The sequence below is a fragment of the Flavobacterium sp. MR2016-29 genome (assembly GCF_015350695.1).
In the GTDB taxonomy this organism is placed as follows: Bacteria; Bacteroidota; Bacteroidia; order Flavobacteriales; family Flavobacteriaceae; genus Flavobacterium.
The window spans coordinates 367552-392412 of the sequence record NZ_JADKPU010000004.1; the positions used below are offsets into that span (position 1 = coordinate 367552).

Below are 24861 nucleotides of genomic sequence, written 5' to 3' on the forward strand. Positions count from 1 at the left end.
CAAGTTTTGTTCTTTTTTATGGTATGATTTTTGAACAATTGAAATAAATTTTAACAAGTAAAATATGAAAATAATTATAGGTTTTGTAAGCTTATTTTTCTTAAGTATAATTCAAGCCAATGCTCAAACGAAAGTCGTTGTATCTCCTAAAAATTCATACGTTAGAGAAAATTTAGATTTAGATGCAGTTTCTAATATTTATGAAGAATCATCTAATCTTCAAGATTTTGAAAATAGATTAAATAATCCGGGATATCGAATTTCAAATTTAGATTTAAACAATGACGAAAAAGTCGATTATTTAAGGGTAAGTCAAAAAATGGAAGGCAACATGATTAAAGTTATCATACAATCTGAAATCGAACCCAATACTTATGAAGATGTAGCAAGTATGAATTTGCTGATTCAGCCTAAGAAAAAAAGATCTAATCCTGTTGCCGTCATACCCGTACTATCTTCTATTTTAGACATAATATATAAAATAGTGATAATAAAAAACGAATTACAACCTTTATATCATTGATATACAACAAATTAAAAAATACAGATCATTAGTTATTTTTTGTGGCACAATAATTGGATAATTCAAAATACAAATCTTAATAAAAGATATCATGAAAACGAAATTACTTTTACTCGCACTATTAACATTAGGTATAAGTTCTTCTCAAGCTCAAGCAGGAGCAACAGTATACGCAAAAAATTCAGACATAAGCGATAATTTAGATTTAAGAGCTGTGGCTTCCATTTTTGGAGAATCTGCAAATCTTCAAGATTTTGAAAGACGCTTAAATGATCCAAAATTTCAAATTTCTAACCTTGATTTAAACGGTGATGATCAAGTTGATTATCTACGTGTAATTGAATCTGTAGAAGACAGAACTCACGTAGTAATTATTCAGGCTGTTTTAGATAGAGATGTTTATCAAGACATTGCTACAATAGATGTTGAAAGAGACAACTACAATAAAGTAAATGTTCAGGTGGTAGGAAACACATATTTATACGGAGCTAATTATATCTATGAACCTGTTTACAATGTAACTCCAGTAATTTACACATCATTCTGGATCACCAATTACAGACCTTACTATTCTAGCTGGACTTGGAATTACTATCCGACATATTATTATGCATGGAGACCTTACCCAATTTACAGATATAGAAACAACATTAATGTTTGTATCAATGTAAACAACCGTTACAACTATGTAGATCATAGAAGAAGTTACAGAGCTCCGGCTTTATACGAAACAAGACGTACATATGGTTATGAAAGAATGCGTCCTAACAATAGTTTTGCTCAAAGAAATTCTAGTGTTAACAACAGATACGAATTAGATCAGAGACGTGTTGCCAGCAGAGAATCAAACAGAAATCAAAACAATTATAACGTAAACAGACCTAACAATTCTAGAATTTCTAATACAGAAGGCAGAACATCTAACAGAAATTATGCTGAAAACAGACCTTCTTCTGGCGATAGAAACTATAACACAAATCGTCCTGCAAGCAGAGATAATAGTGTTACAGCAAGTAATCCTGTGAGAGTTGAAAACACTCCTAGAACAGAGCCTAGAAGAGATTACAGCCAAAATAATGGAAATGCTTCAAGAGGAAATTCTGAAAACAGACCAAATACAGAGAGACCTGCTGCAACTAGACAAGAACCATCAAGAACGTATTCTGAAAATAGAGGAAATAGTGAAAACAGAGCTTCTGCTTCGAGACCACAAAGCACTCAGAACACACAAAGATCTGAAGCTTCGAGAGCAAGCCAAGAATCTAGAGGCGGTCAGCCACAAAGAGAAAGCGGTTCTGGTTCAAGAGGTGGTGGAAGAAGAGGTTAATATCAAAATCGCATTTCTTTATAAAAATCGAAAGCACAATTTAACGATTGTGCTTTTTTTTATCTTTTTAATTATAATTGATGCTAATTTGTTTTAAAACAGTAAATTTGCAACCGTCTTTTATAAAAATATACATGAGCGCATCGCATAAAAACTTACATAGTAAGTTGTCTATAGGGGGTTTATTGATCACATTAGGGATAATTTATGGAGATATAGGTACTTCCCCATTATATGTAATGAAAGCCATACTTGGTGAACATATCATTAATGCTGACATTGTTTTAGGAGGCATTTCGTGTGTTTTCTGGACTTTAACATTACAAACCACTATAAAATATGTTCTTATTACCCTAAGTGCTGATAATCATGGTGAGGGTGGAATTTTTGCTTTATACGCCTTAGTTAAAAAAACTAAGATTCAGTGGCTCATTGTGCCCGCCATTATTGGAGGAAGTGCACTTCTTGCCGACGGAATTATAACACCTCCCATTTCAATATCATCTGCAGTAGAAGGAATTAGAGCTTTTTATCCAACAATGAAAACTGACACAATCGTCGGCATTGTTATCGGAATTCTGTTCGTTTTATTCACTATTCAACAATTTGGAACTAAACTGGTTGGGAAGTTTTTTGCTCCAATGATGTTAATTTGGTTCGCCATGTTAGGAACACTGGGAGCTATACAGATTTCACATCATCCTGAAGTTATCAAGGCGATTAATCCTTACTATGCATATCATTTACTACAAATTCACCCTGAAGGCTTTTTTGTTCTTGGATTAGTATTTTTATGTACTACTGGAGCTGAAGCTTTGTACTCTGATATGGGGCACTGCGGTAGAAAAAACATCAGAATCAGCTGGATATTTGTTAAAGCCACTTTAGTTTTAAACTATTTTGGTCAGGCCGCTTATTTAACACATCACGTAGGAAGCACATTACAGCAATTAGGCGGTGAAAACGGAAATCCATTCTATTTGATTATGCCTCATTGGTTTTTGCCATTCGGAATTGTCGTAGCAACTTTAGCAGCTGTAATTGCTTCTCAAGCACTTATCAGCGGTTCATTTACATTGATTAATGAAGCGATGCGTTTGAATTTCTGGCCGAAAGTAAAAATTAAATATCCTACTGAAGTAAAAGGGCAATTATACATTCCTTCAATCAATTGGTTATTATTTTTTGGTTGTGTTGGGATTGTATTACACTTCAAAGAATCCGGAAATATGGAACATGCCTATGGTCTTGCCATTATTTTGTGTATGATCATGACAACCATTTTGCTGAATTATTATTTGATTATGAAACGCGTGAAATTATATTTCATGGTGCCGCTTATCACTATTTATTTGTTGATTGAATTTAGTTTCCTTATTGCTAATATCACAAAATTTATTGACGGTGGTTTTGTAACCTTAATTATTGCAATGCTTTTAATTTCAATAATGACGATCTGGTATTTGGCTAAGAAAATCAACAAGAGCTATACTAAAATCATCAAAATTGACGACTATAAAAAGGTATTGATGGAATTGAGTGAAGATTTATCGATTCCTAAATACGCAACGCATTTGGTTTATATGACGAATGCAAATCGTGTTGATGAATTAGAGGAAAAAGTAATTTATTCGATTTTACAAAAACGCCCAAAAAGAGCTGATATTTATTGGTTTGTTCACGTAAACATTCTTACTGAACCTTATAAGACACAATATAAAGTTACAGAAATCGCGAAAGACGACATTTATAGAATCGATTTTAATTTAGGTTTTAGAGAACCAACCAAAATCAATTTGATGTTTAGAGAAGTAATTCGCGACATGGTAAAACGTGGCGAAGTAGATATTACCAGCCGTTACGAATCATTAAACAAAAACAATATTATTGGTGACTTTAAATTTGTATTGTCTGAAAAATTCTTATCAAATGATAATGACTTAAGATGGCACGAAAACATCATCATGAACTCTTATTTCTTCATTAAAAAATTAAGCTTATCTGAAGAAAGAGCTTTTGGTTTAGATAGCAGTTCGGTTAAAATCGAGAAATTCCCAATGGTGCTTCACGCTCCTGAAAATATTGGTTTGACCAGAATTATAAAATAAACCTTTACAAAATACATTCAAAAAACACTCTTTTAACTTTATCAGAGTGTTTTTTTTCTTTTTAAACGAAAGTCAAAATAACATTCAAAATTAAAAATTTAACTTTCAATCAATTAATAGTACCTTTGCAACTCAAATATTTAAAATGAGATTACACAGAAATTTAGTTTATACTACCATCGATTCTTTGAACGCAATTTTCAATGAAGGCGAATATGCAGACAAAGTGGTAGCTAGAGCCTTAAAAAAAGACAAACGTTGGGGAAGTTCTGACAGGAAGTTTGTTGCTGAAACCATATACGAAATTGTTCGTTGGAAACGATTATACGCAGAAATTGCCGAAGTTAAAGAACCTTTCGACAGAGATAATTTATGGAGAATGTTCGCAGTTTGGGCAGTTTTAAGAGGATATCCTATTCCGGATTGGAGACAATTGGAAGGAACTCCAGAAAGAAAAATAAAAGGCCGTTTTGACGAGCTTTCAAAAATTAGAGCACTAAAAGAATCTATTCCAGACTGGATGGATGAATTAGGCGTTAAAGAATTAGGAGAAAAAGTTTGGTCTACAGAAATTGCAGCTCAAAACCAGCCTGCAAAAGTTATTTTAAGAACGAATACTCTTAAAGGAACTAAAGAAAGCTTGAGAAACACTTTGATGGATTTGAATATTGAAACAGAATATTTAAAAGATCAGCCTGAAGCTTTAGTTTTAAAAGAAAGAGCAAATGTGTTTTTGACAGATGCTTTTAAACAAGGACTTTTTGAAGTTCAGGATGCAAACTCACAATTGGTTGCAGGTTTTCTTGATGTAAAACCAGGAATGCGTGTTGTAGATACTTGCGCCGGAGCTGGAGGAAAAACATTGCATATTGCTTCTTTAATGGAAAACAAAGGACAATTGATCGCAATGGATTTATACGAAAGCAAGCTGAAACAATTAAAATTAAGAGCGAAAAGAAATGGCGCTTTTAATATTGAATATCGTATTATTGACACAACAAAAGTGATCAAAAAATTACACGAAAAAGCAGACAGAGTTTTAATTGACGCACCATGCAGCGGTTTGGGAGTTCTAAAAAGAAATCCAGATGCTAAATGGAAATTACAGCCTGAGTTTATCGACAACATTCGTAAAGTTCAGTCTGAAGTTTTAGAGAGCTATTCTAAAATTGTAAAACCAGGCGGAAAATTAGTATACGCAACTTGTTCTGTCTTACCATCTGAAAATCAAGAGCAAGTAGAAAAATTCTTAAAAACTGAGATCGGACAACAATTTACTTTTGTAAAAGATCGTAAAATATTAGCTTCTGAATCTGGTTTCGACGGATTTTATATGGCACTTATGGAGAGAAAAGCTTAAAAATAAATTCCAATCCCGAAGTTTCGGGATTAAAATAAAAATTCCAAATTCCAATTTTACAGTTGGAATTTGGATTTTTTATTTTGAGCTTTTGTTAAACTAAACTCGATTTACGGAGTAACTTTCCGTTTTCATTTTCTTTAAATTTAGGAACAAAAACAATTTCTTTTGGCTTTTCGAATTTACCTAAAACGTCAAAAAAATCAGGTGCGAAATCTTGTTTTTCGCCTTCAATAACCAAAATCAGTTTTTCTCCTAAAATAGAATCTGGAACGCCAGTAACAAAAAATCTATTGGCTATTTTGCCTATCAATTTAGATTCTATTTGTTCTGGAATCAGCTTTACCCCTCCACTATTAATCACATTATCGATTCTTCCTAAAAATACAAATTGATTGTCATTAATTAGTTCAACTAAATCATTGGTTACAATGGCCTCTTCTGAAATTGAAGAAACAAAAATTACCAGACAATCGCGGTCGTCTTTCGTAATTCTCACATTTGGCAAAATCGAAAAGGCACGCTCCCCTACTTTTTTAGCGGCGATATGTGTAATAGTTTCAGTCATGCCATACGTTTCGTAAATCTCAGTTTTTAACGGTAAAAGTTTTTCTTCAAGAGCACTATCTATTTTGGCTCCGCCGATAATTAATTTCTTTACATTTTTTAATTTTTCAATCGAATTTTGAACTTGCAAGGGAACCATTGCAACAAAATCATATTGTGTTGTATTTAAAGCTAAAGGTTCTGTGCTAGGCGACACTACATCAATATCTAATCCTAAAATTAAGCTTCGAACCAGCATCATCTTACCAGCGATAAATTGAGTTGGCAAACACAACAAAGCTTTATTGCCAGGCTCTAATCCAAAAAAATCTCCCGTGGCCAGTGCCGACTGGATCATAGCTTTTTTTTCTAACCTGACTAATTTTGGAAGCCCCGTTGTTCCTGAAGTTGTCATTTCAATATAATCTTTCTCGTCAAACCAATCTAAGAAAAACTCTCCAATTGCCCTCTCGTAAACATCCCCTTCTTTGATAAAGCTATAGCCTACTCTGCATAAATCATCTGCATTTAAATGATAACCATTTAGCTTAAAATAATTGTGTACATTTTTATGTGTTAATTGAGACATGAGCATATTAATTTAATGGTTCTAAAACTTTTATATCACCAGTTAATTTTTCTTTCCAATTGGTCCAATTGTATTTTTTACTAAAAATAAAAAGTAAAATAGGATAAACGACTACAATAGGCAATATTACATCTAAGCCCGCTGAAGGTTCAGACATATCTTTAAAAATCGAATGTGTTTGAAAAACAGACCAATCTGAAGTAACCAATAGAGCTCCGACCAAATTATTGGCAGCATGAAAACCTAAAGCCAATTCGAGTCCTTCATCCATAAGGGTAATAACTCCCAAAAACAAGCCTGTTCCGATATAATAAACCATAATGATATAGCCCATTTTAGCAACTTCTGGGTTAAAAATATGCATTGATCCAAATATTAGAGAAGTCATTAACAATGGAAACCATCTGTTTTTAGCCAAATTAGCGAAGCCCTGCATTAAATATCCTCTAAAAATATATTCTTCTGTACTGGTTTGTATCGGAATTAATACTGATCCAATCAAGACTAAAATCAAGAATGGGATTAATTTAAAATTCCAAATGAAATTTTCAGGAGATTTAAAATAAACCGCTGCAAAGCTTAAAGCTGAAAAAATAGACCAAAGAACAAATGAAAATAAAATACGATTCCAGTCTACTTTTTTTCTAGACGTAGTAACCGATAGAAGAGTTTGATTATGAAGATATTTTAAAACAAAATAAATACCCGCAAAAGCAAAAGCAAACGAAATCATAACTAAAAACAAAGTTAGATTTGATTCGAACATTTTCATAACAGCTTCGTTATTTGTTGGAATTTCTTTTTTACTTATAAAGCTAGAATAAAGTACAGCGCCGGAAAAAGGAATTTGACCAATAAAAGAAGCAAGTATTATTAAGACAGATCCAACAAGATACAGCCAAAATTTATTTTGAGGTTTAATTCCTTGTTCTAAAAACATAGACATAAAATTTAAAAATGAGAATTCAGTTTAATAAGTAAATCTTACTTTTGGTCTTGCTAAAATACCTAATTTTTATTTTAGCAATCTTATAACACCTTAAATATAATAAAATGATACAAATTTACCATAATCCTCGTTGCGGAAAATCAAGAAATTGTCTGGCTTTTATTGATCAGACCAAACAAGAATATGAAATTATTCCGTATTTGACAGAAACACCAACTTTTGAAGAGTTAAAAACTTTACTTGGTAAATTAAATTTGGAACCAATTCAATTAGTTAGAACTAAAGAAAAAATCTGGATCGAAAAATACAAAGAAAAAACTTTGACTAATGAGCAAATCATTAAGGCTATGATAGATAACCCCATTTTGATAGAGCGCCCTATTGTTATAAAAGACGGAAAAGCAATCATTGGAAGAGATTTAGATCTTGTTTCTTCCTTCTTAGATTGATTACAAAAAGGTAAATTAACATTTTTTTGTGATTTCATTCTTTAAACCAAAAGCTACATTTGCCGTCTAAAGAGAAATGAAACCAAAAATAACAATGAAAAAAATTAAATTTGCTGTATTGCTTGTACTTTTTTTGACAAGTTTTTACAACTATGCACAACAAGTACCTCCTGCTAAAAACAAGGTTAAAGTTACAGGAAAAGTTTTTGAAAAGGTTACTAAACAACCTCTTGAATACGCTACAATTTCGATAATGGCTCCAAATGACACTAAAGTTATTGCGGGCGGCATCACCAATCCAAAAGGTGAATTTGAAGTAGCTGTTGCTCCAGGAACTTATGATATAAAAGTTGAATTTATTTCTTTTAAGGCAACAGAAATTAAAGGTAAAGCTATTTCTGAAGATACTAATTTAGGAGTTGTAAATTTATCAGAAGATGCTGCACAATTAAACGAAGTTGTAGTTCGTGCAGAAAAATCGACTGTAGAAATAAAACTTGATAAAAAAGTTTACAACGTTGGTCAGGATATGATGGTAAAAGGAGGAACTGTGAGCGATGTTTTAGATAACGTTCCATCTGTTTCTGTTGATACTGAAGGAAATGTTAGTTTAAGAGGAAGTGATAACATCCGAATTTTAATTGACGGAAGACCTTCAAACGCGATTAATGTTGCTGAAGCATTGCGTCAGCTCCCTGCAGATGCAATTGATAAAGTAGAAGTTATTACGAATCCATCAGCTCGTTATGATGCTGAAGGAGGTTCAGGATTAATCAATATTATTCTTAAAAAAGGTAAAAATCAAGGTATTAACGGAACTTTTATTGCTTCGACAGGTATTCCTGAAACTTACGGATTAAGTGCCAATTTAAATTATAAAACTGAAAAGCTAAACTATTTTACGACTGCAGGTTATAATTACAGAACTAATGAAGGCGGTGGAAAAACAAATACTTCATACTTTAATGCAGATGGTTCTCCAAAAGGTTATTTAGATGAAGATCGTGATACAAAAAGAACATCTGACGGATTTAACGGAAGAGCTGGTATAGAGTGGTCCATTACTCCAACTACTTTTTGGACAAATGCGATCAATTACCAAAAAAATTCAGGGAATACTACAGACTTAATTAATTATACTAATTTTGATGCTGCTCATGCTTTAACTGGAACTTCATATCGTTTAAATGATGGAGATACAGGAAGTGAAAATGTAGAATATACATCAAACTTAATTAAAAACTTCAACGATAAGGGCCATAAACTTACTGCTGATTTATCGGTTTCAAGAAATACAGACGACAGCAACAGTATTATTACGGCTTCGCCAAACTTTAATACTACTTTAAACAATCAAGTACAAAAACAAGTACAATTGCAAGCTGATTATGTGTTGCCTTTAGGAAAAGGAAGCCAATTTGAAGCTGGGTATAAAGGAAGTTTTGGAGATTTAAATAACGAATATTTTGTTACTGATGAACAAGGTGCAATAGATCCAAATTTATCTAATACTTTAGAGTACAAAGAAAATATCAATGCACTTTACGCTTCTTACGGTTTTAAAGTAAACAAATTCTCTTACTTATTTGGTTTGCGTTGGGAAGACACTAATATTCAAGTTAATTTATTAGATACTAACGATTTCAATACTAAAAAATACAACAACTTGTTTCCAAGCGCTTTTATTAGTTATGAAATTTCAGATCAAAGCAATTTTACAGCGAGTTACAGCAAGCGTTTAACAAGACCAAGAGGACGTTTTATGAATCCTGCGGTAAACTATTCTAGTAATGTCAATATTTTTCAAGGAAATCCAGACTTAGATCCTTCTTTAACTGATAAATACGATATCGGATACATCAAACGTTGGGACAAAGTAACTTTTACAACTTCGGCTTATTTTGAAGATACAAAAGATGTTTTCAGTTTTGTGAGAACTCCAAACGGCCAAGAAGTAAACGGAATTCCGGTTATTTTGAGCAGACCTATTAACTTAGGAAAAGAGCAAAAATTTGGTTTCGAATTTACATTGAACTACACACCGTTTAAATGGTGGAAATTAAACAGTAACTTCAACCTTTACAACGTAAAAACTACCGGAGAAAACACTTACACTGATACAAATGGTAATTTAGTAGTACAAAATCTTGACAACCAAGCTAATTCTTGGTTTGCCAGAATCAGCTCAAAAGTAACTTTACCATACAAAATCGATTGGCAGTTAAGCGGTGTTTATAATGGGGAACAAAAAACCGCACAAGGTAAAAACTTGGGTCAGTTTGGTATGAATACAGCATTAAGCAAAGATGTATTGAAAGACAAAGGAACAATTGCTTTCAACATCAGTGACATTTTCAACTCAAGAATCATGAGATCATATACATATCTTCAAAATGATACAACACTTGAGAGCCAAACTTCTTACGGTGAAATGCAGTTCCGTAAACGTCAATTCAATTTATCGTTTACTTACCGTTTCAATAAAGCTAAAAACGAAAGAGACAAAAATGCACAGCCTAAAAATGATAATGAAGGCGGAGGAGAATTTCCTGGATAATACAATCTAAAAATCAGTTTCAAAAATCCAAATTCTAATTTTTAATCAAATTGGAATTTGGATTTTTTTTATTGGACTTTATATGATTATAGATTTTGAAATAAAAAAAAGGACTCGTTTTCACGGGTCCTTTTTTTATGAAGTCAATTTAAAATTAAATCGATTGTTCTTCTTGTCTCTTTTTTGCTCTTTTCTCTTTGAACATTTCCCAGCTAGCACCCGTAACCCAATAAGATACGAAACCTACTAAGAAAAACATCAACCAAAACCCTATAGTTAGTATGGTCAAGAAAAGTAAAAAGCCTAAGTACTGTGAAAATTCAAACATGTTTTCCGGAATTTTTGAATGTAAGCACAAATGTATGTTTTATATTTTTTCTTAGCAATAAAATCCAAATCAATTTTCGTTAAATAACATTTATCCGTATATTTATACTCATTTTAAATAAGCTTTTTTAGAAGCTGAAATGCTTTTAAATAAAGAGCTCACAGAAAACAATAATAATTTTCAGGAGCTTATTCCTGCTGTCCGCTGTATCTTTTTGTTTTTAAAGAAAAAACAAAAAGGATGCCGCTTCCATCAGGGCTAGAATTCATTTTCAAAAGAAGTTTCGATTTTAAAGAACATTACATTTTACAAATAACATTTTACAAACAACAAAATGAAATACAGAATAGAAAAAGACACCATGGGCGAAGTTCAAGTCCCAGCTGATAAATATTGGGGTGCACAAACAGAACGTTCTAGAAATAATTTTAAAATTGGTGCTTCGGGATCAATGCCACAAGAAATCATTGAAGGTTTTGCTTATCTAAAAAAAGCAGCTGCTTATGCAAATTATGATTTAGGTGTTTTGCCAATAGAAAAAAGAGATGCTATCGCTGCTGTCTGTGACGAAATTTTAGAAGGAAAGCTAGCAGATCAATTTCCGCTTGTAATCTGGCAAACTGGTTCAGGTACGCAAAGCAACATGAATGTAAATGAAGTAATTGCAAATCGCGCTCAAGTTCTTAAAGGTTTTGAAATTGGCGAGGGCGAACAATTTATTAAAGCAAATGACGATGTCAATAAATCTCAGTCATCAAACGATACCTTCCCAACCGGAATGCATATTGCAGCTTACAAAATGATTGTTGAAACCACAATTCCTGGAGTCGAAAAACTACACGCAACCTTAACTGCAAAAGCAACTGAATTTGCTTCTGTCGTAAAAATTGGACGCACGCATCTTATGGATGCAACACCTTTGACTTTAGGACAAGAAATTTCAGGTTACGTTGCGCAGTTAGCATACGGATTAAAAGCATTAAAAAATACGTTAGCACATTTATCTGAAATTGCTTTAGGAGGAACTGCTGTTGGAACCGGACTTAATACTCCTAAAGGTTATGATGTAAAAGTTGCAGCATATATTGCTCAATTTACCAACCATCCGTTTGTAACGGCTGAAAACAAATTTGAAGCTTTAGCCGCACACGATGCCATCGTAGAAACACACGGTGCTTTAAAACAATTAGCGGTTTCTTTAAATAAAATTGCGAATGACATCAGAATGTTAGCCTCTGGACCGCGTTCTGGAATTGGTGAAATTCACATTCCTGAAAACGAACCAGGATCTTCTATCATGCCCGGAAAAGTAAATCCTACACAATGTGAAGCCTTAACAATGGTTTGCGCGCAGGTAATTGGAAACGATATGGCAATTGCCGTTGGAGGAATGCAGGGACATTATGAACTTAACGTTTTTAAACCTGTTATGGCGGCTAACTTTTTGCAGTCGGCTCGATTGTTGGGCGATGCTTGTGTTTCTTTCGATGAACATTGTGCTCAAGGAATCGAACCAAACTATAAACGCATCAAAGAGTTAGTAGACAATTCGTTAATGCTGGTTACGGCTTTAAACACAAAAATTGGCTATTACAAAGCTGCTGAAATTGCCCAAACCGCTCACAAAAACGGAACAACTCTTAAAGAGGAGGCCGTTCGTTTAGGATACGTAACCCCAGAAGATTTTGATGCTTGGGTGAAACCGGAGGAAATGGTTTAGTTTTTTTGGTTTCAGGTTTCAGGTTTCAGGTTTCAGGTTTGAGGTACTGAATGAATAGAAATGAACTATTAGTAAAAAAGGGAAAAAATTTAAACTTTTCTCCCTTTTTTAATAACGTGAAACTTGAAACCTGAAACAAAAACTCTTATTTCCCGTCTACATAGTCCTGTAAATAACTAAATCTTTCCGTTAATTTTCCGTTTTGTGTCATTTTTGCACGTTGCAGAATTCCATCTTTATCGTCGTTAAAGAAAGCTGGAATTACATGTTCCATAAACTGTTCTCCAAAACCTTCGCTGGCATCTTTTGGAATTTCACATGGCAAATTATCTACTGCCATGACCACAACCGCTGCCGGATGAAAAACATCTACTTCTCTATCTTCTAAAGGAAAATAACCGTATATAGGTTCTGCAATTGTCGAAGCACGCAAAGTACAGGCAATTGGCCCGTTTACATCGCAAGAAATATCAGCTACTACTTTTAGCCTACAGTCGCCCGCATTCAACATCTCTTTCGTCAAAATCATCGGCGCGCCATTGGCATGAAAATGACCTGCAAAATAAATATCTGTAACTTTGGTAAACTTTTCAAAATCCGAAACATATTCTTCAGGATGTGATACAAAATCTTTAAAATCAAGAATTTGTCCGTCAGTTCTTTTATTGTATTCTAAAACATCTAACTGCACATAAACCGCTTGAGCATATTTTTTAGTCAGATAATTGTCTACTGTAATTTCTTTTATTTTAATAGCATCCAGAATTTCTTTGGCACCGCTTCCTACTTTTCCAGTACCTGTAATAACAAATTTTAAGGCTGGCATTGTTATGCGTTTTAAGTGCATAATCATAGCATCTTTTCCTGCTAAAGTTTCTGCTTTTGGCAACTTAAACAATTCAAATTTGATTCCGAAAGCACGAATTCCGTTATAAACACCAACCATTCCAGCATATTTTCCAAAACCTATTAAGCGTCGATTTTCAGCATCAACAATAGTTTCATGATCGTATAACTCGATGTTTTTTTCTAAAATTGCCTGAAGTAATTTTCGGTTATAAGGCTGTTCTTTGATCGTATGAGAAAAGAAAAAATAAGCTTTATTTGGAATTAAATTTTCAATTGGCACTTCTTTCACACCAAATAAAACATCACAGTCAGAAACATCTTCGGTAACGGTAATTCCCATACTTTGATATTGTGTGTCCGAAAAAATTCTGATATCTGAACTTTCTACTTCTACAACTGCATCATTATAAAGTTGTTTCAGTTTAGCCAATTCATTTGGAGAAAATACAACGCGTCGATCTGGTGGATTTTTTCTTTCTTTTATAATTCCAAATTTCATTTAAATAAGTTTAAAGCAATTATTAATATAACTTTTTGAATCGTATTTGTTTCAAATATAACAAATTTTGTTAAATTTTTGTTGTTAAATTTCATTTTAGAATCTTTAAAAACCGTTAAAAGCTGAAAAACAACCAAATAAAAAAAACAGTAGTTAAAATTTTGTTAAAGCAACCTTTTTAAGTCACTAAAAATTGACAAAACAACAAAATTGAATTCGATATATTTGTTTTTAAAGAACGATGCAAATGATTTTCCTTAAAAAAACAAAGATACCACAAATACTTTTTACTCTACTAGTTTTAAGTTCATGTGGCAAAGACAAAACAACAAAAACAGCTGCTGCTCCAACAGTCGAAGATACTTTACCTAAAATGAAACCTTTAGGTCCTGAAAAGAAAATTTCAGAAGCTTATAAAAATTCAGTGATAGGCAGGATAAATCATTTTTATAATAAAAACTGGCCAAACAACAGCATGAACGGAAGTTTTTTGGTTGCTAGAAACGGCCAAATTATTTTTGAACGCTACAATGGTTATGCTAATAAAAATGAAGGCACTAAAATAACAGCTGACACTCCAGTGCAAATTGCTTCTGTCAGTAAAGTTTTAACTGCTACGGCAGTTTTAAAATTGGTTAATGCCGGTAAACTAGATCTAGATCAAAAAGTAAATACCATTTTAAAAACATTCCCATACGAAGAATGCACGGTTAGAATGCTGTTAAGTCATCGAAGTGGTATGCGTAATTATGCTTATTTTACAGATCACGACAAATCGGTTTGGGACAGACACAATCAGCTTACTAATAAAGACATTCTAGAAATTTTAGCCACAAAAAATGTTGGATTAGAGTCTACAACCGGAACTCGTTTTGGTTACTGCAATACCAATTATGCAATGCTTGCCCTTATCATTGAAAAAATTACGGGTTTGACGTATAAGGAAGCAATGTCTCAAATGATTTTTAAACCATTGGGAATGACGCATACCTATGTTTTTGATGATGATAAAGACAGAAAAAAAATCGTTCCTTCATACAAAGGAAATGGCGCAGAAATTGGTTTTGATTATCTTGATAATGTTTACGGCGATAAAAACGTTTTTTCGACTGTTCGAGATCTTTTAAAATTTGACAGAGCCAGAAATTCGCCTGACTTTTTAAAACCGGCTTTGCTAAAACAAGTTTATACAGGTTACAGCAATGAACGCAAGGGAACAAAAAATTACGGTTTAGGAATTAGAATGATCAATTGGGAAACTGGACAAAATTACTATTTCCATAACGGCTGGTGGCACGGCAATACTTCATCTTATATTCCATTGATGAAAGAACACGTTACCATTATTGCCTTATCAAATAAAATGACTACAAAGACTTATGCAGTTAGAAAATTGGCTCCAATTTTTGGTGATTATCCTTTTAATTTTAAAGATGAGGAATAACAAAATTTTTCTGAAAATTTTATTACCAAACTAACTTCAAATAGTATAAATTTGCAAACTCATTTTTGGGGTCGACTGGTTTTGACAGCAAGTCGAATTGAAAAGTAAGCACGTCGAGCATTGAGACCTTGCTCGTAAATATAAGATCTTACAATTTTACACGGCGAAAATAACTACGCTTTAGCTGCATAATCTGAATTATAGTAAGATTAGCCACGTCCCTATCAGATAGGGAAGCTGGATTCTCCTTGAAAGCCTTGGTTTGTGGCGGTCAGTCCAGGAGAACCGTAAAAATAGACCTAGATTTCCATGAGCTTCGGGTGGATATCGAAATTAAGAAGATAAGTGTTGAGTGGTTGTTCCTGACCTAGCTTAACATCGAAAATCCAATCAGGAAATAAACGCGTAGAAAGCTCTTTAGTTGCTTGTTTGGACCCGGGTTCGATTCCCGGCGACTCCACAAAAAAGCCTGTAAACTTATTGTTTACAGGCTTTTTTATTTTTTAATTTAGTTGACATTTTATCAATAAATCTTGTGAGATATTGGCGTTAAACTAATGCTTTCATTTTATATCCATTTCTATTACATTTTTTTTTAATTTAGAATGAGCTAAAAATCAGTAGATTCATTTCCAAATTACGATAAAATATAATTATATGGAAATTTTGCCTTGCGCCAGCTTAGCGCCTTATATCAAGAATTATACTATTGTTACGATTAACCAAAATCTTGACAATGAAGTATTTTATCCAAGCGGATATGTAGACTTTATCATCAACATCTCTGAAGGCGCAGCTGCCACTATTATCAACGGAAAACGAAAAGACACACCAGAAATAGAACTTCTTGGGCATCTTACTCTTCCGACCCGACTTACGGTAGCAAAAGGCACTTCGGTACTTATAGCGCGAATTTATTCTCATGCCAGTGCCTTGTTTTTCTCTGATCACGTTTCAGAATTTACGAACTACGCCACCGATATGTACGATGTCGCATTGAATGAAAACAGGGAATTGTACAGTCGCATCATGGAGAGCAAAGAACTCAATTCTAAAATCAATATCTTAGAAACCTACTTTCTCCAACAACTGAAAAAAAATGAAAGCCAATTAAAGAAAGTATTAATAGTTAAGGCAATCAATCAGCAGATTTTATTCGAGCAAGAACAATTAAATTTACCTGCACTGGCAAAGCATTCGGGACTATCAGAAAGATATATTCAAAAACTTTACCTTTCAAATGTTGGTATTAGCCCTGCAGCTTTTACTTCTGTAGTGCGATTTAATAAGAGTCTGCAACTGGTACTTAATACCTCAAAGTCTTTGACCGAGATTGCTTACGACTGCGGATATTACGACCAGGCACATTTTATTAAAGAGTTCAGAAAATTTACAGGCATCACTCCTTCTTCTTCCAGAAGTTCGCTTATAAAAAATGATACTGATTTTCAACAGGCTGTCAATATTGGTTTTTAGATTTATTTTGCAGAATGGTTGCTGCTAAACATATCACGGTGCATCTTCCAGCCGTCTTTTGTATTCTTCCAGATGACAATCACTTTTCCATCGTCGAGTTTTTTACCTTCTAGATCAGTCATCTCGTAATAACTTTCTTCTGTTACAAACGTTTTTCCATCTCCATACAAGTTTTGAATAGTAAACTTAACATGTACTTTAGGTCCCGATTTAAAAAATGAGGCAATTTGCGCACTTCCGCATACTGGTGCAGTATTAGGAGGAAGCAGGCAGGCATCTTCAGTATACCTCGTAAGAATAGAGCCGTCTTTTTTATTGGCAAGATCTGCATAAATCTCATTGCTAGCTTCTATAGCGTTTCTAGCAACCTTTAATTCAGAAGATTCGGTTTGAGCATTACACCAAAAGGTAAACATCATTAATCCGTTTAAAATAAGTACTTTTTTCATTTTGATTTTTTTTATACAAACAAAGTAACTTATTATCGGGATCGGGAAATTGTAAAATTACGAACAACTTTATTCTTCTATCAATCTACTTTTTTATAGTATTTTTACACTACTTTCAATCTTTAAAAAGATCCTCTAACTATAATTTCTAATTATAGTCTCGCCAAATTCGAAGTATTAAATTTTTATCACTTAAATAAATAGGTTTAAATATGAAAAAAATTCACTTTGCTTATTTAGTAATAATACTCAACATCTTTACAATATCTGGACAGACTGAGAAAGTCAAATATCATTCTCGCTTGGATCAAATGACAGATTCGATAGTAAATAATTATTACTCCGGAATTCATAGTGTTCTTATTGCAAAAGACAATCAATTGCTGTATGAACATTATTTTAACGGCTACACCAAAGACTCACTTCATGACACCCGTTCTTCTTTTAAATCAATCACCAGTCTTTTGGTTGGAATTGCGGTTGATAAAGGATTTATAAAAGATATCAACCAGAAAGTTTATGAATTCTTTCCAGAATATCCATCGCTGAAAACACATCCGCTCAAGAAGCTTTTGACTATAAAAAATCTTTTGGAGATGAAATCCGGTTTTGATTGTGAAGAATTTAATGATACCAAAGATTGTGAGGACAAGATGAGTTTAAGCAAAGACTGGGTGAAATATGCTCTGAATCTTCCGATGAAAAACAAACCTGGTGAAGTCTGGGCTTACACCTCTGTTAATCCAATGATTTTAAGCGGAATTCTAAAAAAATCCACTAAAATGTCTGTCAAGGATTTTGCGAAAAAATACCTTTTTGAACCTCTTGGTATTTCTTCTTATCGATGGACAGTAGATCCGAGCGGTAACGCTATGACCGCTGGTTCGTTTTATATAAGACCTTTTGATATGCTAAAAATTGGAGAGCTGGTAAATAACAAAGGGGTTTATAATGGAAAACAGATTATTTCAAAAAAATGGATTGAACAATCTACGGTATGCGATATTGCAATTCCTGATTTTTCATATATGAAATCCAGTAAAAGTAAGATTGGAATTCCACAACCTGCCTATTATGGTTATTACTGGTATCGCGAAACAATAAAGACAAGGGATTTAGAGGAAAATGTGCTTTTTGCATCAGGCAACGGAGGCCAATATATTTTTATAATAGAAAACTTAAATTTAACCGTTGTTTTTACGCAAGGCAATTACGGCTCTTTTAAGGCGAAACAGGCTTTTGAAATTTTAGCCAAATTCATTTTACCGAATTCTAAAAACTAAAAAAAACTTTTGCATATGACAAAAGCCTGTAAACAATAAAGTCTACAGGCTTTTCAAATTAAATTATTCAGTCATTGCTTAACATGAAGTTTAATTCATGCTAAATGATTTCAGTCATTAAGAAGCAATATTTTATTTCATTGAAACAATTACAAACTCGCTTCTTCTATTTAACTGATGCTCTGCTTCTGTACAATTTACATTATCAGAACATTTATTTACTAATTGGCTTTCACCGTATCCTTTACCTGAAATTCTTTCAGCAGAAATACCTCTTTTTACAAACCAATCGATTGTAGCTTTTGCTCTTTTAGTAGACAAAATCATATTGTAATTTTCGGTCTGTCTGCTATCGGTATGAGAACGGACATCTATTTTCATTTCTGGATATTGTTTCATCACAGCCAAAACTTTCTCTAACTCAAAAGCCGCTTCTTTTTGAATAATCGCTTGATCTAAATCAAAATAAATAATCGGAATATCTAATGTCTTAGCCAAATCTGTTCCAACCTCAATTGGTTTAATCTGTTTTTCTAACTTCACATTCAGCTCCGATTTATCATTTGACGGTGCAACGGTAATCACACTTTCATTAGTTTCATAATCTTGTTTTCCAACTCTTACATGATAGGTTTTCTTGCATTTTACATCAAAAGTATACATTCCGTCTTTATTTGTTAAAGCTTCTGAAATTTGGGCAAACTTATCGTCAAGCAAAATTACTTTTGCATCGCTTAATGCTTCATTCGTTTGAGAATCTGTTACTAAACCTGATAATTTTTTCTCGCAATCCAGTTTTCTGGTTTCAAGAAATCTGTAAATATCATCACTTCCAATGCCGCCTTCTTTGTTTGAAGAGAAAAATCCTTTTCTAGTTGTACTGTTTATTATAAAAGCAAAATCATCGAATTTGGTATTAACCGGCTCTCCAACATTTTGTACATAATCAAAACTGGAATCGTCTTTAATTTTCGCCACAAAAACGTCAAGACCTCCTAATCCCGGACGGCCATCAGTTGCAAAATACAATTCATTATCACCTGAAACAAAAGGAAAAGTTTCTCTTCCTTCGGTATTAATCGCTACGCCAAGATTTTCTGGTTTTCCAAATGTTCCGTCAGTATTAATCTTCACGCTGTATAAATCAGATTGTCCTTGACCTCCCGGCATATCTGATGCAAAATATAATTTCTTTTCGTCAACACTCAAAGCAGGATGCGCAACACTGTATTGATTGCTGTTGAAAGGCAATTCGACAACATTTCTCCATTTGCCTTTTACAAATTCTGCTTTGTATAATTTCAGCAAGGTGATTTTGTTATCGTTTTTTCCTTTTTTTCCAGCTAAAAAATTATTTCTGGTAAAGTACATTGTATTTCCGTCCTTGGTAAAAACAGGAGTCGATTCGTTGAACTTTGAATTGATCTTTTTGTCAAATCGTTTTGGAGCTTCTAAACTTCCATCAGATTTCACTACCGCACTATACAAGTTGGTAAAAGATTTATTTGTCCATCGAAATGTTATTTTATTTACTTTTCCTGTATCTCTTGCAGAGGCGAAGACCAATTTATCATTGAGCATTGTACTGCCGTAATCAGATTCTTTAGAGTTAATTCCGGCGCTTGAAATTTCAAATCTCCCCGAATTTAACTTAATCTGTTCTAAATAATTTTTATTATTTTCGAATAAGATACCTCTGCTGTCAGACTTCATTTTTTCATTAAAAATCTCCAGCATTTTATCTGCTTTTGAATAATCGCCAACAGATTTTAGAGCTTGAGCATATCTATAATAATACTCAGAATCTTGCTGATTGTTTAAAGAAAAAAGTTCATCGTACCATTTTACTGCTTTTGTCAATTCAGCATTAAAATAATAAGCGTTTCCTAATCTTTGAAACATTTTCTCATCCTTATAACCGCTTTCAGCAACCTTCTCATAAATGGAAATTGCATCAATGTAGGCGTATTTATTATAATCTTTTTCCGCTTTATTTAATACAGCTTTTTGAGCAATTGCATTAAAAAATGAAAGACAAAAAAAGAGGGTATATAGTAAGTTTTTAATTTTCATAGTTAGAAGAATCTTGGTGAAGTGATACGGCTGTACTTGTTTAGGAATTCAAAACGAAGAAATATTTCATGCGATCCTGAACTGTAGTTTACCAACTTGGTTGTTTCACGATCATACGCATAACCAAGATATAAGCCATCAGTTATTTGAAATCCTGCCATTGCACTTACAGAGGCACTCCATCTGTATGCAACTCCCAAAACAAATTTTTCGTTAAACATAAAATTGGCAGAAGCATCAACCTGCAATGGCGAACCATCTACCATTTTTGCCAATAAAGCTGGTTTGAATTTTACCATTTCATAACGATCTAAATTGAATACATAACCTGCAATAAAATAATAATTTATTTGCTCTTTGAAAATAGCAACATCATTATCATCATAACGATTGGTCTGAATAAAATTCGGAACTGATAATCCAACATACGCTTTATCACTATGCCAATAAATTCCGGCACCTACATTGGGTGTGAATTTATTTTCGAAATCCTGAAATTGTGGATCTCCCTGATCTTCTTGAGATAATTTTGTTGGATCCAGTTTAAAAATATTGGCCGATCCTTTTATACCAAAAGAAAGTTGCGCATTTGCAGATGTTGGAATAGAATATGATAAATCGGCAGAGATATTGTTCTCATTTGTGGGTCCGATTTTGTCATTCACTAATGAAACTCCAAGTCCTAAATTACTATTATTTAAGGGTGTATTTACTGAAAAACTGCTCGTCTCAGGTGCGCCGTCAAGTCCGACCCATTGGGTACGGTACAATCCGAAAACACTCATTACTCCACGTGAACCAGCATAAGCAGGATTTATATTGATAGTGTTATACATGTATTGTGTAAACTGCGCATCTTGCTGAGCAAAACTTGCAGCTGAACAAAACAATAAAACTAAAACTAATTTTCTCATTTCTTTTATTTTTAATAATGGCTTAGCCGTAACTAAGCCATTTTATTAGTGTGGAATATTATTTGGTCAAGTATAAATAACCGGCCTGTTCATGCGGATTAGATTGAGCGTCTTTATATTTAAGAACATAATAATACGTTCCTTCTGGCAATCCGTTCGATTCTTTAATGGTCACTCGGCCTTCTGAAAATCCTCTAAAAGCAACATCATTATTATTGTAATGATCTCTTTCGAAAACTAGAACACCCCAACGATTGTAAATTTGAACCGTATTTTCAGGATAACATTCTAAACCTTGAATATAAAATCTCTCATTTTTACTGTCTCCATTTGCAGAAACAGCGTTAAAGACTTTAATTACACAACCGCTTAATTCTAAAACAGTCGGTTTGTCTCCTCCTAAATCATCAGAATCCGATTTATCAAAAACTATGATACCACTTTTAGATAGTCCAGATGCAGTAGCCTGATTGCTTATACTTCCAGCATTTACATCTGCCTGAGTTAATGTATAATTTCCAGTAAACGAAGAATCATCGTTTTGACCAACCGCTAAATTGATTGAGCTTCCGCTCATCACAATTCCTGGCAAAGGATCTGCAACCAATATGTTTTCGAGGTCAACATTTCCTGTATTTTTGATTGAGAAGCTATATGTTAAAGTCTCTCCTGCTTCTGCATAGCCATTTCCGTTAGTATCGTTTAATACTACTTTTTTAACGATTGCAAGTGCAGGAACTTCAACAAATATTTTCACTATTGCAGTGCTGCAATTGTTTGAATTGGCAACTTCGCAGATTTGATAAGTCAATGTATAATTACCGCCTTTTGTATTTGGTGCTACATCAATTGTTCCATCTGTATTCAAGGTCATTCCCGCTGGAATATTTGTTCCAGTTAAAATAACATCTGAAGATTTAACAGGAACACCATTTAATCTATCATTAGCTAAAACATTTACTATTGCTAATGCGCCATTAATTCCGTCCGCAAGAATTACATCATCTTCATTTCCTGCTGCAATTCCAAATGTTGGCATTGCATTACAACCAGCTGTTGGAGCAGGATAATTCACTATTACAGATCGAGTTGGGTTTAGCGTAAACTGCATTGTAACTGCTGGTCTTGTTAACTCAAACCCATCATTACCTTGCGTCCATTGTCCATTTACAAGTCCCCATCCTGGCCAATCTGTTGGGTTATTGCTGGCATCAACAGTTGCTCCAGGCCACAATACATTGCCGCTTAATGGCAAATTTGTTTGTGTTGCAACAATATTATTTGCACTGTCAATCCAATTAATTGTCAATAATCCTGTTGGAGTAAAGTTATCTGCAACAACATTATAAGAAACGTAAGGTGTATTGTTAGAGCAATATGCACTTGCAGTAACTGTCATAGTTGGAGCTACAACTGAAACCGAAACTGTAGCAGAACTGCAATTTGAACTATTCGCTTTTTCGCAAATTTCATATGTCAAAGTATAAGTTCCAGCTGGTGCATTTGGTGCTAATTCTATAGTTCCATCAGGTTTTAATGTCAAAACACCTGTCGGGTCTGGCGTCAGTACATTTAAATTAACATCAGAAGGCACAATTGGATTATTATCTAAAGTATCGTTGCTAAATACATTTAGAACACTTACAACCTTATCAATACCCACCACATTGCCAATTTGATCTGCAGCTAGATTAAGAATAGCTTTTTCAACAACAATCGTAATTGTACCTGGAGTAAGATCAGTATCACCAGCATTATCAGTTGCAGTAAAAGTAAAAGTATCATTACCTGAGAATGCTCCACTAGGGTCATAGGTTAACATACCTGCTTCTAAAGGTGTCAATATTTGATTAACTGATACTGGTACACCAGCTAGTGATAAAATTCCATTAGCCGGCAAACTTAAAACAGTATAACTTGCTATACTTCCATCTGTATCCGTTGCTGTTAGAGCATTGATTGCTGTTGCACCTGATCGTGATGGAATATTACCACCTGTCGCATCATTTACAATTGGAGCATTATTTCCAACTGGAATGGTGAAAGCAGCAGCTAAAGCTGAACTTCCAAGATTATCTGTCGCTGTAAATGTGAGAGTATCGTTTCCTGTGAATGTACCACTTGGAGTATACGTTAACATTGATGCTTCAGCAACTGTCAATATTTGATTTACTGTTATTGGAGTTCCTGATAAAGCTAGAATTCCATTAGCAGGTAAACTTAAAACTGTAAAACTTACAATAGTCCCGTCTACATCTGTTGCTGTAAGCGCATTTATTGCTGTCGCTCCTGCTGTTGATGGTATATTTGGATTATTTTGATTGTTTACAACCGGAGCATCGTTTACCGGAGCAACAGTCAAATTAACCGTTACCGTGTTTCCGTCAGCTGTTCCGTCGTTTACTTTATAAGTGAAGCTGTCCGTCAGGGTCTCGCTTCCATTGTGCGTATAGCTGAATGATCCGTCAGCATTCAAAGTCAGGGTTCCGTTTGACGGGCCTGAAACTAAAATCGCTGTAAGCGCATTTCCTTCCGCATCCGTGTCATTTGCCAGAACTCCTGTCAATGCCGGAACGTTCAGTGTTCCGCCTTCAGCTGTTGTATAAGAATCTGCTGCCGCAGCCGGAGCATCGTTTACCGGAGCAACAGTCAAATTAACCGTTACCGTATTTCCGTCAGCTGTTCCGTCGTTTACTTTATAAGTGAAGCTGTCCGTCAGGGTCTCGCTTCCATTGTGCGTATAGCTGAATGATCCATCAGCATTCAAAGTCAGGGTTCCGTTTGACGGGCCTGAAACTAAAATCGCTGTAAGCGCATTTCCTTCTGCATCTGTGTCATTTGCCAGAACTCCTGTCAATGCCGGAACGTTCAGCGTTCCGCCTTCAGCTATTGTATAAGAATCTGCTGCCGCAGCCGGAGCATCATTTACCGGAGCAACAGTCAAATTAACCGTTACCGTGTTTCCGTCAGCTGTTCCGTCGTTCACTTTATAAGTAAAGCTGTCCGTCAGGGTCTCGCTTCCATCGTGCGTATAGCTGAATGATCCATCTGCGTTTAAGGTCAGGGTTCCGTTTGATGGGCCTGAAACTAAAATCGCTGTAAGCGCATTTCCTTCCGCATCCGTGTCATTTGCCAGAACTCCTGTCAATGCCGGAACGTTCAGTGTTCCGCCTTCAGCTGCTGTATAAGAATCTGCTGCCGCAACTGGATTATCATTTACAGCCGTAACTGTTACGGTAATTGCAGCAGTATTTGATACCGCTCCGTCATTGTCGCTTACCGTGTAATTGACTGGAGTCGCTGTTCCGTTGTAATTCAGAACAGGCGTAAAAGTTACAATTCCAAGTGCGCTTACTGTATAAGTTCCCTCTCCTGTCACTGAAAAAGTAGTCTGGATGCCAGCCGTAGCAGGATCCAA

Annotated in this window: 17 protein-coding genes and 1 other RNA gene; 11 read left to right on the forward strand and 7 right to left on the reverse strand. The window is 34.2% G+C overall.

Features of this window, described 5'->3' with window-relative positions; genetic code table 11:
- Window positions 1-64 precede the first annotated feature (64 nt).
- The 4 genes from IR010_RS12330 to IR010_RS12345 all read left to right on the forward strand — a co-directional run bounded on the left by IR010_RS12330 (window position 65) and on the right by IR010_RS12345 (window position 5318).
- Complete coding sequence (locus tag IR010_RS12330; protein ID WP_194604166.1) at window positions 65-523, forward strand: hypothetical protein; 459 nt, start codon at window positions 65-67, stop codon at window positions 521-523.
- A 91-nt stretch (window positions 524-614) separates the two neighbouring features.
- A complete protein-coding gene (locus IR010_RS12335) occupies window positions 615-1850 on the forward strand; it encodes a hypothetical protein (RefSeq protein WP_194604169.1) in 1236 nt (411 codons plus the stop codon).
- A 134-nt stretch (window positions 1851-1984) separates the two neighbouring features.
- Complete coding sequence (locus tag IR010_RS12340; RefSeq protein WP_029272915.1) at window positions 1985-3958, forward strand: KUP/HAK/KT family potassium transporter; 1974 nt, start codon at window positions 1985-1987, stop codon at window positions 3956-3958.
- A 145-nt stretch (window positions 3959-4103) separates the two neighbouring features.
- Window positions 4104-5318 (forward strand): RsmB/NOP family class I SAM-dependent RNA methyltransferase, encoded by a 1215-nt coding sequence (locus IR010_RS12345; RefSeq protein WP_029272914.1) that lies wholly within the window; start codon window positions 4104-4106, stop codon window positions 5316-5318.
- A gap of 94 nt (window positions 5319-5412) precedes the next feature.
- Here the strand turns inward: IR010_RS12345 and IR010_RS12350 are convergent, their stop codons facing one another.
- Window positions 5413-6453, reverse strand: coding sequence for an AMP-binding protein (locus IR010_RS12350; RefSeq protein WP_194604172.1), 1041 nt, complete (start codon window positions 6451-6453; stop codon window positions 5413-5415).
- Window positions 6454-6460: 7 nt separating this feature from the next.
- A complete protein-coding gene (locus tag IR010_RS12355) occupies window positions 6461-7393 on the reverse strand; it encodes a CPBP family intramembrane glutamic endopeptidase (protein WP_194604175.1) in 933 nt (310 codons plus the stop codon).
- Between the two features lie 113 nt (window positions 7394-7506).
- Here IR010_RS12355 and IR010_RS12360 point away from each other — a divergent pair, with 113 nt between their 5' ends.
- The 3 genes from IR010_RS12360 to fumC all read left to right on the forward strand — a co-directional run bounded on the left by IR010_RS12360 (window position 7507) and on the right by fumC (window position 12456).
- Window positions 7507-7851: an arsenate reductase family protein gene (locus tag IR010_RS12360; protein ID WP_194604178.1), complete on the forward strand. Its 345-nt coding sequence runs from the start codon at window positions 7507-7509 to the stop codon at window positions 7849-7851.
- A gap of 94 nt (window positions 7852-7945) precedes the next feature.
- Window positions 7946-10408 carry an outer membrane beta-barrel family protein gene (locus tag IR010_RS12365; protein WP_029272910.1) on the forward strand — a complete coding sequence of 821 codons (2463 nt, stop codon included), beginning with the start codon at window positions 7946-7948 and terminating at the stop codon, window positions 10406-10408.
- A 662-nt stretch (window positions 10409-11070) separates the two neighbouring features.
- The gene (gene fumC / locus IR010_RS12370; protein WP_194604181.1) at window positions 11071-12456 is read left to right on the forward strand and encodes a class II fumarate hydratase; all 1386 of its coding nucleotides are present in this window, start codon (window positions 11071-11073) and stop codon (window positions 12454-12456) included.
- A 145-nt stretch (window positions 12457-12601) separates the two neighbouring features.
- Here fumC and IR010_RS12375 read toward each other — a convergent pair whose 3' ends face one another.
- The gene (locus IR010_RS12375; RefSeq protein ID WP_194604184.1) at window positions 12602-13804 is read right to left on the reverse strand and encodes an NAD(P)-dependent oxidoreductase; all 1203 of its coding nucleotides are present in this window, start codon (window positions 13802-13804) and stop codon (window positions 12602-12604) included.
- Between the two features lie 241 nt (window positions 13805-14045).
- Between IR010_RS12375 and IR010_RS12380 the strand changes: the two genes are divergently transcribed.
- The 3 genes from IR010_RS12380 to IR010_RS12390 all read left to right on the forward strand — a co-directional run bounded on the left by IR010_RS12380 (window position 14046) and on the right by IR010_RS12390 (window position 16724).
- Complete coding sequence (locus tag IR010_RS12380; RefSeq protein WP_194604186.1) at window positions 14046-15248, forward strand: serine hydrolase domain-containing protein; 1203 nt, start codon at window positions 14046-14048, stop codon at window positions 15246-15248.
- A gap of 67 nt (window positions 15249-15315) precedes the next feature.
- Window positions 15316-15711: a transfer-messenger RNA gene (ssrA, locus tag IR010_RS12385) on the forward strand.
- Window positions 15712-15905: 194 nt separating this feature from the next.
- A complete protein-coding gene (locus IR010_RS12390) occupies window positions 15906-16724 on the forward strand; it encodes a helix-turn-helix transcriptional regulator (RefSeq protein WP_194604189.1) in 819 nt (272 codons plus the stop codon).
- 2 nt (window positions 16725-16726) lie between these two features.
- Here the strand turns inward: IR010_RS12390 and IR010_RS12395 are convergent, their stop codons facing one another.
- Complete coding sequence (locus tag IR010_RS12395; RefSeq protein ID WP_228515153.1) at window positions 16727-17173, reverse strand: YybH family protein; 447 nt, start codon at window positions 17171-17173, stop codon at window positions 16727-16729.
- Window positions 17174-17385: 212 nt separating this feature from the next.
- Here IR010_RS12395 and IR010_RS12400 point away from each other — a divergent pair, with 212 nt between their 5' ends.
- Window positions 17386-18456, forward strand: coding sequence for a serine hydrolase domain-containing protein (locus tag IR010_RS12400; protein ID WP_194604207.1), 1071 nt, complete (start codon window positions 17386-17388; stop codon window positions 18454-18456).
- A 132-nt stretch (window positions 18457-18588) separates the two neighbouring features.
- Here the strand turns inward: IR010_RS12400 and IR010_RS12405 are convergent, their stop codons facing one another.
- The 3 genes from IR010_RS12405 to IR010_RS12415 form a co-directional block, all read right to left on the reverse strand.
- A complete protein-coding gene (locus IR010_RS12405) occupies window positions 18589-20529 on the reverse strand; it encodes an OmpA family protein (RefSeq protein WP_194604210.1) in 1941 nt (646 codons plus the stop codon).
- Window positions 20530-20531: 2 nt separating this feature from the next.
- Complete coding sequence (locus IR010_RS12410; protein ID WP_194569338.1) at window positions 20532-21443, reverse strand: type IX secretion system membrane protein PorP/SprF; 912 nt, start codon at window positions 21441-21443, stop codon at window positions 20532-20534.
- A gap of 58 nt (window positions 21444-21501) precedes the next feature.
- A partial coding sequence (locus IR010_RS12415; protein WP_194604213.1) for an Ig-like domain-containing protein occupies window positions 21502-24861 on the reverse strand: 3360 nt, incomplete at its 5' end.